The organism is Pseudomonas sp. E315 (assembly GCF_055406205.1).
Window position 1 is genome coordinate 62,736 of record NZ_JBUZPJ010000010.1, and the last position, 14,130, is coordinate 76,865.

Here is a 14,130-nt window from a genome sequence, read left to right on the forward strand (position 1 = left end):
CGCATGGCTTTATTTGACGTCAATTAAACAATGTTAATTAGCCATCATCTCCTTTAATATCGCCGCGCTTTCTTGCGTAGCACATAGCCACTACCTAAAAGCTCACGCATGGAAGCGCCTGGATTATCAGCCGATGTGTTAAGGAAGATTCTGTGTCCCCTGTTAAATTCCGTAAAAGCCTGCTTGCCCTCGCCATCACCGCGTGCGCCCTACCCGCCTATGCCCAAACCTTGCAATTGACCAATGATGGTCTGCTGCTCGAAGACAAAACCTACACCGATAACGTCGAAATCACCGGGGCTTTCAACAGCTCGACACTCGATGACGACGCGGTGCAGATTGCAGGTTCAAAGTTTGAGAAGGATCTGGTGTTCAACGCCACGATTACCTCCAGCGGCAAGCACCCGGGCGGTATCGATATGGATACCTTTGACGCCGGTAAATGGCCGGACAATGGCAACACCGTAGGCGGCAATCTGATTAACAAGGGCACTGTGTCGGCGACAGGAATCGGCGCCACCGCTTGGCTGATCGACCCGGTTACCGTTGAAGGCGATGTGATCAACCAAGGCGTGTTGATGGCAAGAGGCGAACCTGAAATCGATGAAGATGACGGCTCTTCGCAGCCTGTGCGTGCGGTGAATATTTCCGGTTCCAGCCACATCAAGGGCGACTTCAAAAACGCTGCTGGGGCCCAGATTATTGCTGAAGGCACCGACGCCAAAGCCCTGCGCATGGAAGGCGGAACGCTGGACGGCAAGATCATCAACAACGGCCTGATTTCGGTTTCCGGCGAAGGCTCAACGGCTGTTGATCTGACGTCGCAGGAATACTTCAACGGCCTGCAACTGATCGTTGATCGCGCCAATGTTCGCGGCATCGAAAACAACGGCAAAATCGTCGCCACCGGTAACGATGCCGAGGGCATTCGCGTAGACGGCGCGAACTTCACCCAATCCGACGCCCAAATCGTGAACAACGGTTCGATCCAGGCTGAAGATGCTGCCATCGTGGTAGGCGGGTTCACTGTCAATGGCAAACAAGCTGAGCTGCATATCGTCAACAACGGCGTCCTCACCTCCCTGGACGAAGCGGTTGATGCGTCGGAAAGCGACAGCGAAGTGCGTCTGACCTTGGCCAACGGCAGCCAAACCAACGGCAACTTGATCGACCTGAGCCAGATCTCGGTACAAGGCAACGCCTCGTTCACCGGCACTGACAGCACTGCGGATGGCGCCAATATCCGCATGAAAAACAACGGCTGGGTAGATGTCGGCAGCAAATCTACTCCCGCTCACCTGGACTTGGGCCTGGCCCACACCACGTTGGACGGCAACCTGTACGTGGCGGGCAACTCGTCGCTGGGCCTGAACCTGAGCAACGCCACAGATGCCAACAAAGCGGTATTGAGCGTCAGCGGCACCGCTCAGTTCGGCGAAGGCTCGCAAATTAAACTGGCCGCCAAAGGCAGCGATTTCCGCGCCGATGGCACCACGTACACACTGGTACAAGCCAAAGACCTGCAAGACAACGGTCTGAAAGTTACCAGCAGTTCGTCGCTGCTGAACGTCGACAGCTATGTGGTTGAAAACAACCAGATCGTGACCAAAGTGACGAGCAAAAACTCCGCTGAAGTGGGCGATGTGATCGCCAACATCGGTGGCTCGCATAACGCACAGCAAGCCGGTGCAGCCTTCTCTCAGGTCGCGACCCAACTGGCCCAACTGAGCCCGCAAGACCCGTTGTTCCAGCACTACGTCAACGCGTCGAATAGCCCTGAAGCCTTGAAAAAATTGGCTGAGCAACTGGCACCCGACGTCAACGGCGGCGCCACTCAGGCAGCCACCACCAGCCAGTCCTTGATCAGCAACGTGACGGGCAACCGTACCGGCGGCGGGCGTGGTTTGTCCTCGGGCGACACGCTCAAGGAAACCGGCGTGTGGGTGCAGTCGCTGTACAGCGATGCGACTCAAGACATGCGTGATGGCGTCGCAGGCTTTAATGCTTACAGCCGTGGTATCGCGGTGGGCGCCGATGGCAAGGTCAACGATCAAGTGACGTTGGGCGTGGCGTACAGCTACCTGAACACTGATGTGAATGGCAAAGCTGGCAGCAAAACTGAAGTCGATAGCCATGCGTTCACGCTGTACGGCGGTTTTGAGCAAGGCAATTACTTCGTTGACGCCGGCCTGACCTATGGCATGAACGACAACGACAGCCAGCGCACGGTGGGTAACACCAAAGCCAAAGCTGATTACGACAGCACCCTGTTTGGCGTGAACGTGATGGGTGGTTACACCTACAACATCACCCCAGACCTGCTGATCGAGCCTCGTGTAGCAGCGCGCTACAGCCTGGTAGACATCGATGGTTACCGCGAAAAAGGCTCTTCTGCCGCGCTGAAAGTCAAAGACCAGCGTTACGAAGTGGCCGAGCTGGGCGCAGGTTTGCGCGTTGCTGCCAACTACCCACTGGGCCAAGGCACCCTGACGCCGCAAGCCAAAGTGATGGCGTTCCACGACTTCGCCGCTGACCAAGCCAGCAGCACCTCGACCTTCACCCTCGGCAACACGCCGTTCGTGACCAGCGGTGCTAAAGCTGTGCGCAACAGCTACGAAGCAGGTATCGGCGCAGACTATCGCTTAGGCGCGGTGACGATAGGTCTGAACTACGACTACGTCGGCAAATCAGGCTTCGACGCCGACACCTTTTCGGCCAAAGTGCGTTACGACTTCTGATGAAGTGTGCAGGCTTCAACCCGCGCTCGCGGGTTGGCGTCTGGCTGCCAAGCGTGGCGCTGTTGATCAGCGCTGCGCTTAGCGGTTGCCAGACCCCGCTTCAAGCGTTGCAAGACCAAGCCTCACTCCGGGGCCAGCACCTTGAAGTTATCCACACCCCAAATTTTCCGCTGATGCTGGGCATACCCTCGCCAGCCCCTGCGTTATCGCGTATTCGGGTTTACCTCGAAGGCGACGGCCATGCGTGGGCAACGGCCCGCCAGCCCAGCCTTGATCCCAGCCCGAAAAACCTGTTGGTGGCCCGCCTGGCCTTCAGCGATCCGACACCCAGCCTGTATATGGCCCGGCCCTGCCAGTTTGTGAGCGCCAGCGCTTGCAAAACTGTGCTGTGGACAGACCGGCGTTTCAGCCCCGAGGTCCTCAACAGCCTCGACCAAGCGCTCGACCAGATCAAGCACCGCTTGGGCAACCAGAGCTTCGAACTGGTGGGGTATTCCGGCGGCGCAACCTTGGCGCTACTGCTGGCCAGCCGCCGCGATGATGTGGCGCAAGTGCAAACGCTGGCAGGCAACCTCAGCCCGCGCCAATGGGTCGAGTTGCAACAGCTAAGCCCGCTCAAGGGGTCGCTGGAGCCCTTGGATGAACGCGCACGTCTAGCACGCATCCCGCAGCGGCATTTTGTGGGAAGCGCCGACCGCGTAGTGCCCCCCGTGCTGCTCGAGCATTATCGCCAAGCGCTGGGGGCAACGCGTTGCCTGCAAAGCGTCGTGGTGCCCGGCGCCGATCACACCCAAGGTTGGGAACACGCATGGGCCATATGGCGAAATCAACCTATTGAGTGTCAGCCCTAAAACCGAAACATAAGCTGTTTTCCAAATTCGCGAGAGTATTTGAGAAAAGCCCTACACCCGAAGATTAGGACTATCCGTTAGCGTTCCCGCCCTTGCCTGAAGACAGGCGTGTGCTGAACCAACGGAGGGTCAACTGTGACGTGTGCTTACCTGCTGCTCGACAGCAATCAGATCCCTGACCTCTACGTGCGCCTGTTCCAACTGGAGCAAAACACAGTCCCTCACTCGCTGTACTTAACCACGCAATACGCCGAACTGGCGCCCTGTGGCCCGGTGTTAGTGGCCGTTAAACCCGGCAGTCTGCTGGCTAAAACCTTCACTCAGGAATGGCAAACCACAGCGGGGATCTGGCTGGAGTCCGATGCTGATGAGCCCGCCTTGATCGCACATTTACGCAGCCTGATTCATGTGCGACTTGAGGGCGACGTCACGGCTTTTTTTCGTTACTACGACCCACGCATTACCCGACTTTGGCTGGCAGATTTAACCGGTGCCGAGCGGGATCGTCTGATGGGCCCAGTGTGCTTAATTCGCCTGCCTGATGGCCTGTCGATCACCCGGCAAACCCCTGACCAACACGGCGCGCGTTACGCAAACACACCTTGGCTGAGCCTCAGTTCGCAGCAACTGGAGCATTTGAGCCAAGCCAGCCGTGATCAATTTACCCAACTGCTTATTGCCCATTGCCAAGACCACTTTCCTCAGTGCTTACAAGCGCTTGATGCCCACCAACAACAGGCGTGGGCAGGAGCTTGCCAGCGCAATGCTGCCCGCCAAGGTTACAGCGCAAAAGATGAAGTGCTGAGGTGGGTCGTACTGTATGCCGCTTTTGGAGACGCGTTTCCGGACGGGCGAGGCCAAGAGGTTTATCGCCAATTATTGAGTGAGCGCGAGGTATCCCCTGCGCAGCGTCTGGAGCATGTATTAACGGAGTTAACGCGCCAAGCCTTCAGTGGAGAAGTCACGTTATGAGCAACGAAGACCGTTGGGCCACGGCCGTTCGTTTGTCACAGGCCAATCGCGCCGCCAAGACCCACGAGCACATCGACATCAACCATCTGGTTCAGCAATGCCCGGCTCATCAGCCCCACATTTTTGTTGTCCCGGTCCGCTATGCACTCAGCGAAGAGCCAGCTGCCCACCCTGCTTTTCAGCCCGGTGTTGCCCCCAAAAGCCACCCCTTGGCGGCACGCCCGCTGCGCTCAGGCTTTGTCTACGTGTGGCATGACCAAGGCCCCCTTAAGCGTTACGCAGTGGGATTAAACGCCCTGCTTAAAGAGCAACCTCTGGACGCTGGACACAATCATTTGATGGCGGGCGAGCTCAGCGGTCTGACGCTTGACAAACACCACGAAGCTTGGATGCTTTACAGCGAAATCCCACTTAATGCGGCGCACTGCGAACAACTCAAAGAACGTGACGCCCGAGTGAAACGCATGCGCCGCCTCGATCTGCGCCAAATCGCCAATGAGCTCCAGGCACCGCACTGCGCCCCACTGACCGACGCCAAAAGCGTGATGGCGGAGTTAATCCCTGCCACCTACGACTTGGCGCTGGCCATTGATTACCAACGTAACCAAACGAGCCTTAATAACAGCGCTAATCAATTGGGCGCTCAAGCGCTCAAACACCCAACACCTATCAACATCAATGCCTACACCGAGGCCATGCACTGGCTAAACGAGCGAGAGAACATCGCCGCTCACTACCCGCAAGTGCCCGCCAGCACCCCACCGCCAGGCGATTGGAGCGCCGAAACCTGGGCGCCAACTCGCACGCAAAACCTGATAGAAACCGCCCATACCGCATCACGCGGGCTGTACACCGTGCTCGCCTGCCTAGACGACGACCTTGGCGTATTGCGTGATATCAATCATGAGCAAGAGCAGGTCGAAACCCGCCATGAACAATGGCAAGCCGATAACAACCTGCGCCTGAGCATCGGCGGGTTTGTGCGCAGTTTGATTACTGAGGATGGTGCCGAAGTCGCGGGCAATCTAAGTTATCGCTACCGGGAACACGACATTGAGCTCACCCCAGAACAAGGCAAAACCTTACTCAAGGCCCATCACCGACTCGATGAGTTGTTCAAAGAAGAATCACGCATCAATCAGCAACGTGGTGGCCAATACAGCAACACACAGGCCGAGGCTTTACTACGTAGTGTTCACACCGACGTCCAAGCCGCAGTGGCCCCAGTGCGCATATTTATCCCGGCGCAGTTGCACACAGAAATCGAATACGTCATTCGTGAATACCGTGCAGCGAAAGTCGCCAATCTGCAAAACCACCACGCCAGCGACAAAGTAGAGCAATACATCGACTTGCCCGCCATGAACCAATGGCTGGATGAAACCGCGCCCGCGCACTTTGCGCAGATTCAACAGCGCCACGAAACCCTCTTTGCCGACCGGGGCCTTTACTTGCCCCGGCACCACAGCGGCACCTGGTTTGTTGACTACACCAACGCAAACGACCTCGAATGGCTCGACCAACTGGCCATCACCTGCTTGAGCGCTCAATGCGTGCGCAACGTCGGTGCCGAGCAATACGCTGCCTATGTACGCAGCGCAGATGACGGGGCGTTGCGCCAATTGTTTTCAGGCTGGAACCCCTCGCTTGAAGGTGCGGTAAACACCACCAGCCGAGCGAGCGAATTACTGGCGGCGCTGGCACTTGAAAACCAGTCCAACGCCGAACAGGCCCTCGCCAAAGTGCTGGGCGCGCTGGGGCTGCCAATGATCAAAGCACTGGCACAGCGTGCCAATGATCCACAAGGCAACTGGAGCACTTTGGTCAAACGCCTTGGTGCTGCATTGTTACTGCTCAAAAGCGAACACGGCGCTGCGCCGAGCGCCTCATGGCTGAGCATCCTCGTAGCGGCGCGACTGGGCAACGGCGTGGGCTTGCGTGCCGTCAACGAAGGTGGGCTGCGCGTGTGGCAACTGTTTGGCAAAGCGGCCGAAGACCTGACCCAGTGGGCTAAAAGTACCGGCAAAGCCATCGGCCTCGGCCACGCAGCCAACATCGTCAACTCCCCGGCCGTCAACGGCAGCGCAGGCTTGGTTGCCTTAGTCGCGCTGCTACTTAACAGCTGGAATGCCAGTAATTATCTGGCGCAGGCCGGAGTGTTGGAGGGAGCAGATGATCAGCGGTTATACGACACGGCGTCAGCAACGTTGTATGCGGGGGCGGCGTTGGTGGCGGTGATTGATAGTCAATTGAGAAGGAACGCACCGGATAGGGTATTTGGAATAAAGTTCTCAAATAATCGATGGGTTGGCGCTCCAGTCTTGACACTTTTTGGAGGATTCATTGGCGCGCTTTCATTCGGTGCGGCTGTATCTGAGTTCATATCACTCCAGCAACAATTAGAAGATGCACACAGCACGTTAGACCCTTGGTTAGACCTTCGCCACCTTGTTGTTGGAGGGCAAATAGCTGCTTTTGGTGTGCAAGCCTTTATGGGATTTAGATTCACCTTTAAAGCTATTGCAGGAACTATGACGACTGATGTTGCAATTGCGAGATACCTGCTGTGGATGGGGCCGCTTAACTACCTAATTGCGGTATTGGGCGTGTTGTACCTGGTTGCTTGGTACTTACAGCAGACGCCGATGCAGAACTTTCTTAGTTATTGCTGTTGGTCCAAGGCCCGCGCGCGAGACCTAAACCCACTATCGATTGACGATCAGCAAACAGAACTTAGCCGCTTGTACAGCATTCTTTATATGCCCAGAGTCAGTTTTGTCAGCCACGATCAGACAACTGGAACCAGCAGTCATATGGGGCTTCAATTCACATCCTTTATTGACTCACTGACCATCGACTTACCGGGGGCTGAACCCAGCAGTGCTTATCTTGAAATCACCATGCTGGGTAACCCGCGAGATACCTTGGCAATGCGAGAGCGGGTCAAAAATGGTGAGGGTGTTTATCGTACACAAGAGCCCATGCAAGACATTGCCGACTGCTGGATAGACAGCAGCCGTTGCCAGTGGATACCCGCTAAAGAGGGCCAAGGCTTGCGCTTAACAGGTCTGTTTAAAAAAGAAGTGCCGAACCTGTTCGCCTCGCAGCCCTCCAAAGTATCGTTGCGCTTACGCTACCAAACACCCCTGACCTCAATGCTAGGTGCCCTTGGCTTTATCGGAGGGGAGCATGGTGTTGCATTTACCTTGAGCCAAGCCTCTGGGGTAGTGGCATTGAGGAACGATCCAACCCCAGAACTAGACGAAGCCAAGCGCTATATCTATTTACTTGCAACGAGGGGTTGAATGATGAGCCAGCCTAATGCCGGTACGCGTAAAAATGGACTGCTTTCACAGCATGACTCTCTCGCCCCACTGCCCATCCCTACGGGGAAAAAACCAGCCGATATGCTGAACACTGTTTGGCGAAAAAATGATGTTTTTTTAGATATTGGCAATTACAGCATCGGCTCCGCTGTCATGGTTATGTGGTGCATGTCTATGTTTTATCTGGCGCTAGGTTTGGGCTTAAGAAGTATTGCCCCACAGGGCGGTAATGCCATTTTATGGGGAGGCGCAATAATTGTAGGCATCCCCTCATTGATGTTTATTTACGACCTATTCCAACCCACGCCCTTACCCATCCGCTTCAACCGCCAACGCCGTGAAGTCTGCGTGCCACGCGAAGACGGGGAATATTGGATCGTGCCGTGGGAAACAGTGACTGCCGCCGCGGCTCAAAGCTCATCGGTCAGCCAGGCTGGGCAACATACATCGGGATTGTTGTTCATTGGTTTTGACAATCCCGACCCTGATGCCAAAGAGGACAACAAGCATTTCATGTGGGGTTTTAACTGCGGCGGTAACGAAGCGGCGATGGCGCTGTGGGAGTGCATGCGCAGTTACATGGAAATAGGCCCGCAGGCGTTAACTCAATCCAATGACTTTGAAGGTGGTCGCGACAGCCTCAAAGGGCGAGGCATTGTGTGGGGAATTTGTTGCGAGTATGCAGACGGAATTTGGCAGCACTTACGAACTGGGGAGCTGGGTAAAGCTACATGGCTAGTGCTCTGCATCTTTCTTTTCGGCGGACCTTTCGTGTTTATGCTGCAAATCTGGAAGCTCTCCCCGCCCCCCGACCTCACCCACCCCGACATCATCGAATGGTCTAAACCTCTACCTCCCGAGCAGTGGGCCAAACGCTCACCCGAACTTGAAGCGGCCATCGCCCAGCGCGAGGCTGAGCTGGCCGCGAAGGATGCTTAGTTGGATGCTTTTACTTGTCTCAGCTCTTGCCGTGATTGCATTACGAAACGACCCAACACCTGAGTTGGACGTAGCAAGGCGCTATGTTTTGGCCGATCCGAAGGGTTCGATTTACTTGCAGCCGGGGGGCCGGCGATGAGTTTGTCTACTGCCGGTACGCGTAAAAATGGACTGCTTTCACAGCAGGACTCTCTCGCCCCACTGCCCATCCCTACGGGGAAAAGACCAACCGATATGCTCAATATCGTTTGGCGTAAAAATGACGTTTTTTTAGATGCTGGCAATTACAGCATCGGAACATGTGTGATGCTTTTATGGCCAATGATCATGATGTTTATAGCTCTGGCCTATTTCACAAACGACGCCGACGTTCTTTGGTTGGGAGTAGGCATAACTGGCATCCCAGCACTAATGCTGATCTATAGCTTGTCCCAACCAACACCCCTGCCCATTCGCTTCAACCGCCAACGCCGTGAGGTTTGCGTGCCACGCGAAGACGGGGAATATTGGATCGTGCCGTGGGAAACAGTGACTGCCGCCGCGGCTCAAAGCTCATCGGTCAGCCAGGCTGGGCGACATACCTCGGGGTTGTTGTTCATTGGTTTTGACAATCCCGACCCTGATGCCAAAGAGGACAACAAACATTTCATGTGGGGCTTTAACTGCGGCGGTAACGAAGCGGCGATGGCGCTGTGGGAGTGCATGCGCAGTTACATGGAAATAGGCCCGCAGGCGTTAACTCAATCCAATGACTTTGAAGGTGGTCGCGACAGCCTCAAAGGGCGAGGCATTGTGTGGGGAATTTGTTGCGAGTATGCAGACGGAATTTGGCAGCACTTACGAACTGGGGAGCTGGGTAAAGCTACATGGCTAGTGCTCTGCATCTTTCTTTTCGGCGGACCTTTCGTGTTTATGCTGCAAATCTGGAAGCTCTCCCCGCCCCCCGACCTCACCCACCCCGACATCATCGAATGGTCTAAACCTCTACCTCCCGAGCAATGGGCCAAACGCTCACCCGAACTTGAAGCGGCCATCGCCCAGCGCGAGGCCGAGCTAGCCGATGCGCTGAAATAAGCCAGAAGGTGAGAGCTCACTTTTGGCTACAACCCCCCAGTAAGCTCGGGTGTGGATGCGGGATAGAGTTCGTCTAGCACCTGCATTAGCGCCCGCTTGCGCGGGGTTTCCAGTCCGGTCCAGGCCACGCCGATGCCTGCCCCGCTCATGGCCAGTGCCAAAGGGCGGGTCACAACTCCCATTGGCAACGCCGATGCGGCGCCGCTTGGCAAGATGCCGACCCCCAGCCCCGCAGCCACCAATGCCAACTGAGTGGTGAACTCGCCCATTTCTCGGGCAATGGTCAGGGTAATTTTGCGGCGGTGAAAACCCGCCAGCATCTGGTCATACAACCCGGGGGCGTACTTACGCGCCAGCACCAGCACCGGGCAACCGGCCAAGTCTTGGGGCTGTATCCGACGCTGACTGCATAAGGGGTTGTCTTGCGGCAGCGCCACCACCAGCGACTCTTCGAAGAGCATGCGCGTGTTCACGCCAGACACATTCAAGGGCAAGCGCACCAGACCAAAATCCAAGGCGTTGTCCAACAAAGCCCGGGCCTGCGGCAGCGAAGGCATGTCTTTGAGATCCAGTTCGATACGAGGGTAGCGCTGCTCCAGTGTGCGCACGAGTTCTGGCAATAAGTGCGACAACGTTGAAGACACAAAGGCCAGGCGCAAGACGCCAACTTCTCCAGCCGCAGCCTGCTGCAACACTTCACGGGCACGCCTGGCCTGGCGCAAGGTTGCCAAGGCCTCGGGCAAAAACAGCGCCCCCTCTTCGGTCAACTCCACTCGGTGTCGGTCACGCTCAAAAAGCTGCGCCCCCACATCGTCCTCAAGGGCGCGTATTTGCGCACTCAAGGCTGGCTGAACAATGTGCAGATGCGCCGCTGCACGGCCAAAGTGCAGCTCTTCGGCCAAGGCCACAAAAGCCCGTAGATGTTTGAGTTCCACGTCTTCTCCCGAGTCGGTACAGCGTTTCTGGTGATCACGGTCGGTGATCACGGCATCACCATAAACGATTGGCACGTCAGGGCGATAGCGGTTGAAAGTGGCGTTATTGCTCCACTCATAAACCCAGGACAAGGAGGCACACATGATCGACAACTTTCGCCTTAATCGGCGTCGGGCGCTGATCACCGGTTCAGTGCGCGGCATTGGCCTGGCTCTGGCGCGCGGCCTGGCACAAGCGGGCGCTCAGGTGGTGCTCAATGGCCGCGATGCCGAACGCGCCCAAGGCGCCTGTGCCCTGTTGCGCGATGAAGGCCTGAACGTCGAATACTCGGTGTTCGACGTAACCGACCATCAAGCCGTTGCAACCGCTGTCGATGCGCTGGAGAACCGCTTGGGCCCCCTAGACATTCTGATCAACAACGCCGGGTTGCAGCATCGTCAGACACTTCAAGACGTCAACGCCGAAGACTGGAACCGGCTCATCAATACCAACCTCAATGGCGTATTCAATGTGTCCAAGGCAGTGGCCCGGCACATGATCGCTCGCCAGCGCGGCAAGATCATCAACATCGGCTCGGTACAAAGCGAGCTGGCCCGCCCCTCAATTGCGCCTTATGCCGCCAGCAAAGGCGCCGTGCGCATGCTCACCCGTGGCATGTGCGCCGACTGGGCCGGTCATGGGTTGCAGATCAACGCGCTGGCTCCGGGTTATTTCCAGACTGAATTGAATCAGGCGCTGGTCGACGATCCAGCTTTCTGCGATTGGCTGCTCAAGCGCACTCCCGCCGGGCGCTGGGGCAATGTTGAAGAGCTGTGCGGTGCGGCTGTATTTCTTGCCTCGCCAGCGTCCGACTTCGTGAACGGCCAGACCCTTTTCGTCGATGGTGGCTTGACCAGCGTCGTCTAACTCTCGTGCAAGGACTCCAACATGCCTCAATCCCTGCCAACCCTTTGCGGCTCAATCATGGGTTCGCCATTTTCGCTCGCAGTAAAAATCCACAACGCGGCGTATGCGGCCTTGGGTCTGGACTACACCTTTGTCTGTTTTGGCGTCGAAGACCCGGTTGCTGCCGTAGCGGCCATTCGGGCACTGGGCGTGCGCGGCATGAACGTCTCCATGCCCTACAAAACAGCGGTAATGCCTCATCTGGACAAGATCGACGAATCGGCCCAAGTGATTGGCGCGGTCAACACCATCAATAACGTCGACGGTGTATTGACCGGCTACAACACCGACTACCTGGGTGCGATTCGCGCCTTGCAGGAGGTCACCGAGCTAAGCGGCAAACGTATCGCGGTGCTGGGTGCGGGTGGCGCTGCGCGAGCGGTGGTTTACGGCTGTCTGCAAGCGCAAGCCCAAGTCACCGTGTTCAATCGCAGTGCCGAACGCGGTGGCGCGCTGGCCGAAGACTTGGGCGCCCGTTGGGGCGGCAGCGTCGAAGCCTTTGCGGCCAAGGCCTTCGATATCGTCATCAACGCGACTTCGGTTGGCTTCAAACAGCCGGACAGCAATCCGTTGGACGGCCATTTGGCCAGCCATCTGATTGTCATGGATGTGGCCTTCATGCCAGTGCACACCGCTCTGCTGCTGCAAGCCAAAGCGCTGGGCTGTATCACCGTGAGCGGCACTCGCATGCTGGTGCATCAGGCTTGCCGTCAAATTGAGTTGTACACCGGCAAAGACGCGCCCATCGACATCATGGAGCAGGCCATGCTCCAGGAAATACAGCGGTTGAAACTGTAAGCGACCCAACGACCAGTCCATAACAAGATGCCGTAAAGGCACCTGGAGGTACCAAGATGACTCACGATCATTCGCCATCCGACACCGCCTTGAACCCCGACGCTCAAGCACACAAGAAAGACCTGCACCGTGCCGCTTGGGCCTGCTCTTTGGGCAGTGCCCTGGAGTACTACGATTTTGCGCTTTACACACTGGCCGCTGCGCTGATCTTCGGGCCTCTGTTCTTTCCTGAACAGACCCGGGCCATGAGCCTGATCGCCAGTTTTGGCACCTACTTTTTGGGCTTTGCGATACGGCCACTGGGCGGTGTGCTGTTCGGCATGATCGGTGATCGCGTGGGTCGTAAGTTTGTGCTGACGTCGACGGTGTTGCTGATGGGTATTTCCAGCACCCTGATTGGCGCCTTGCCAACCTTCCACGAGGTCGGTTATTTGGCGCCGGTGCTGCTGGTGATTTTGCGCTTGCTCCAAGGGCTGGGCGCAGGGGCCGAACAAGCCGGGGCAGCGGTAATGATGACCGAATACGCACCCGAGGGCCGACGCGGCTTCTACGCAGCCTTACCGTTTTTGGGCATCCAATTGGGCACCATTCTCGCGGCATTGGTGTATTTCTTGGTGGTGACTGGCAATGACAACGTGATCGAGAGCGGGCTTTGGCGCATACCGTTCTTCAGCAGTGTGGTGATCGTTGCGCTGGGCCTGTACATGCGTCTATCACTCAAGGAGTCACCTACTTTCATCCGCCTCAAGGCACTCAAGCGCGTCTGTGTTAACCCACTGAAAAGTGCAATGAAACACTCCAAACCGACCTTGCTGATCGGCATCGGCCTGCGTCTGGGCGAAAACGGCGGTTCATCGATTTATCAGGCGCTGGCTGTGAGCTACATCGTCGGTGTAGTGGGGCTACAAGGGCCGGTGGGCGTGCTCACGCTTATCTGCGCGGCCAGCCTCGGCGCGATCACTGTGCCGATTGCTGGCAAGCTCAGCGACCGCTTTGGGCGTGTGGTGGTTTACCGAGCCTTCGCACTGCTGCAACTGGCACTGGCCTTTCCGGTGTGGTGGGTGCTCAGCCTGGGCAACGTGGTGGCGAGCATCATTGCTATCTCCATCGCGCTGGGCATCGGCACGTGGGGCATGTTCGGCACTCAGGCGGCGCTCATGCCAGAGCTGTTCGGCTCACGCCACCGCTACATGGGGGTGTCGATAGCCCGGGAAGCCTCGGCAGTGATTGCCGGTGGCATTGCGCCGATGATCGGTGCAGCAATCATCGCTCTGGTGGTGGCAAACAACGATGGCGACGCCAGCGCCGGTATCGGCGCATGGCTACCGATTGCCTGTTATCTGGCGCTGCTCACGCTGATTACCCTTTACGCTACGTTCAAGACCCCAGAAACACTCAACCGCGACTTGGATGAGCCGCGTGATGCCTGGGAAATAGCCAACGCCGTAACAGCCAACCCGGCCCCGTCCAGCGCCTTCACACCTACAGCGTGATGCTGAACTTACTAAAGCGGTATGGCTGATGCACCGTATTGCCTGACTTCACGACACA

10 protein-coding genes are annotated in these 14,130 nt (G+C 57.0%); 9 read left to right on the top strand and 1 reads right to left on the bottom strand.

Translation table 11 applies throughout. The features are described 5' to 3' along the window. Positions 1 to 152: 152 nt before the first annotated feature. The 6 genes from ACZRJQ_RS14980 (at position 153) to ACZRJQ_RS15005 (ending at position 9,900) form a co-directional block, all read left to right on the top strand. Positions 153 to 2,738 (top strand): autotransporter family protein, encoded by a 2,586-nt coding sequence (locus ACZRJQ_RS14980; RefSeq protein WP_463979109.1) that lies wholly within the window; start codon positions 153 to 155, stop codon positions 2,736 to 2,738. Further along, positions 2,738 to 3,589 carry an alpha/beta fold hydrolase gene (locus ACZRJQ_RS14985; protein ID WP_463979110.1) on the top strand — a complete coding sequence of 284 codons (852 nt, stop codon included), beginning with the start codon at positions 2,738 to 2,740 and terminating at the stop codon, positions 3,587 to 3,589. Before ACZRJQ_RS14980 ends, ACZRJQ_RS14985 begins: the two co-directional genes overlap by 1 nt. Before the next feature lie 135 nt (positions 3,590 to 3,724). Continuing rightward, a complete protein-coding gene (locus tag ACZRJQ_RS14990) occupies positions 3,725 to 4,561 on the top strand; it encodes a DUF4123 domain-containing protein (protein WP_463979111.1) in 837 nt (278 codons plus the stop codon). Continuing rightward, positions 4,558 to 7,866 (top strand): toxin VasX, encoded by a 3,309-nt coding sequence (locus ACZRJQ_RS14995; RefSeq protein WP_463979112.1) that lies wholly within the window; start codon positions 4,558 to 4,560, stop codon positions 7,864 to 7,866. Before ACZRJQ_RS14990 ends, ACZRJQ_RS14995 begins: the two co-directional genes overlap by 4 nt. Positions 7,867 to 7,869: 3 nt before the next feature. After that, entirely contained in the window at positions 7,870 to 8,826 is a 957-nt protein-coding gene (locus ACZRJQ_RS15000; protein ID WP_463979113.1) for a DUF6708 domain-containing protein, read from the top strand. 135 nt (positions 8,827 to 8,961) lie between these two features. Further along, the gene (locus ACZRJQ_RS15005; RefSeq protein WP_463979114.1) at positions 8,962 to 9,900 is read left to right on the top strand and encodes a hypothetical protein; all 939 of its coding nucleotides are present in this window, start codon (positions 8,962 to 8,964) and stop codon (positions 9,898 to 9,900) included. 26 nt (positions 9,901 to 9,926) lie between these two features. On the opposite strand, the gene ACZRJQ_RS15010 is transcribed toward ACZRJQ_RS15005, so the two are convergent. Next, the gene (locus tag ACZRJQ_RS15010) at positions 9,927 to 10,835 is read right to left on the bottom strand and encodes a LysR substrate-binding domain-containing protein (protein ID WP_463979219.1); all 909 of its coding nucleotides are present in this window, start codon (positions 10,833 to 10,835) and stop codon (positions 9,927 to 9,929) included. A 142-nt stretch (positions 10,836 to 10,977) separates the two neighbouring features. Here ACZRJQ_RS15010 and ACZRJQ_RS15015 point away from each other — a divergent pair, with 142 nt between their 5' ends. From ACZRJQ_RS15015 to ACZRJQ_RS15025, 3 genes are read left to right on the top strand one after another with little or no spacing between them, the layout of a single operon-like run. Then, complete coding sequence (locus ACZRJQ_RS15015) at positions 10,978 to 11,742, top strand: SDR family NAD(P)-dependent oxidoreductase (RefSeq protein ID WP_463979115.1); 765 nt, start codon at positions 10,978 to 10,980, stop codon at positions 11,740 to 11,742. A 21-nt stretch (positions 11,743 to 11,763) separates the two neighbouring features. Further along, positions 11,764 to 12,579, top strand: a complete 816-nt coding sequence (gene aroE / locus ACZRJQ_RS15020; RefSeq protein ID WP_463979116.1) for a shikimate dehydrogenase — start codon at positions 11,764 to 11,766, stop codon at positions 12,577 to 12,579. 56 nt (positions 12,580 to 12,635) lie between these two features. Then, a complete protein-coding gene (locus ACZRJQ_RS15025) occupies positions 12,636 to 14,072 on the top strand; it encodes an MFS transporter (protein ID WP_463979117.1) in 1,437 nt (478 codons plus the stop codon). Positions 14,073 to 14,130 lie beyond the last annotated feature (58 nt).

Coding starts and splice junctions, on each gene's coding strand:
- ACZRJQ_RS14985 (WP_463979110.1), top strand. CDS start 2,738: ATGAAGTGTGCAGGCTTCAACCCGCGCTCGCGGGTTGGCGTCTGGCTG.
- ACZRJQ_RS14995 (WP_463979112.1), top strand. CDS start 4,558: ATGAGCAACGAAGACCGTTGGGCCACGGCCGTTCGTTTGTCACAGGCC.
- ACZRJQ_RS15000 (WP_463979113.1), top strand. CDS start 7,870: ATGAGCCAGCCTAATGCCGGTACGCGTAAAAATGGACTGCTTTCACAG.
- ACZRJQ_RS15005 (WP_463979114.1), top strand. CDS start 8,962: ATGAGTTTGTCTACTGCCGGTACGCGTAAAAATGGACTGCTTTCACAG.
- ACZRJQ_RS15015 (WP_463979115.1), top strand. CDS start 10,978: ATGATCGACAACTTTCGCCTTAATCGGCGTCGGGCGCTGATCACCGGT.
- aroE (WP_463979116.1), top strand. CDS start 11,764: ATGCCTCAATCCCTGCCAACCCTTTGCGGCTCAATCATGGGTTCGCCA.
- ACZRJQ_RS15025 (WP_463979117.1), top strand. CDS start 12,636: ATGACTCACGATCATTCGCCATCCGACACCGCCTTGAACCCCGACGCT.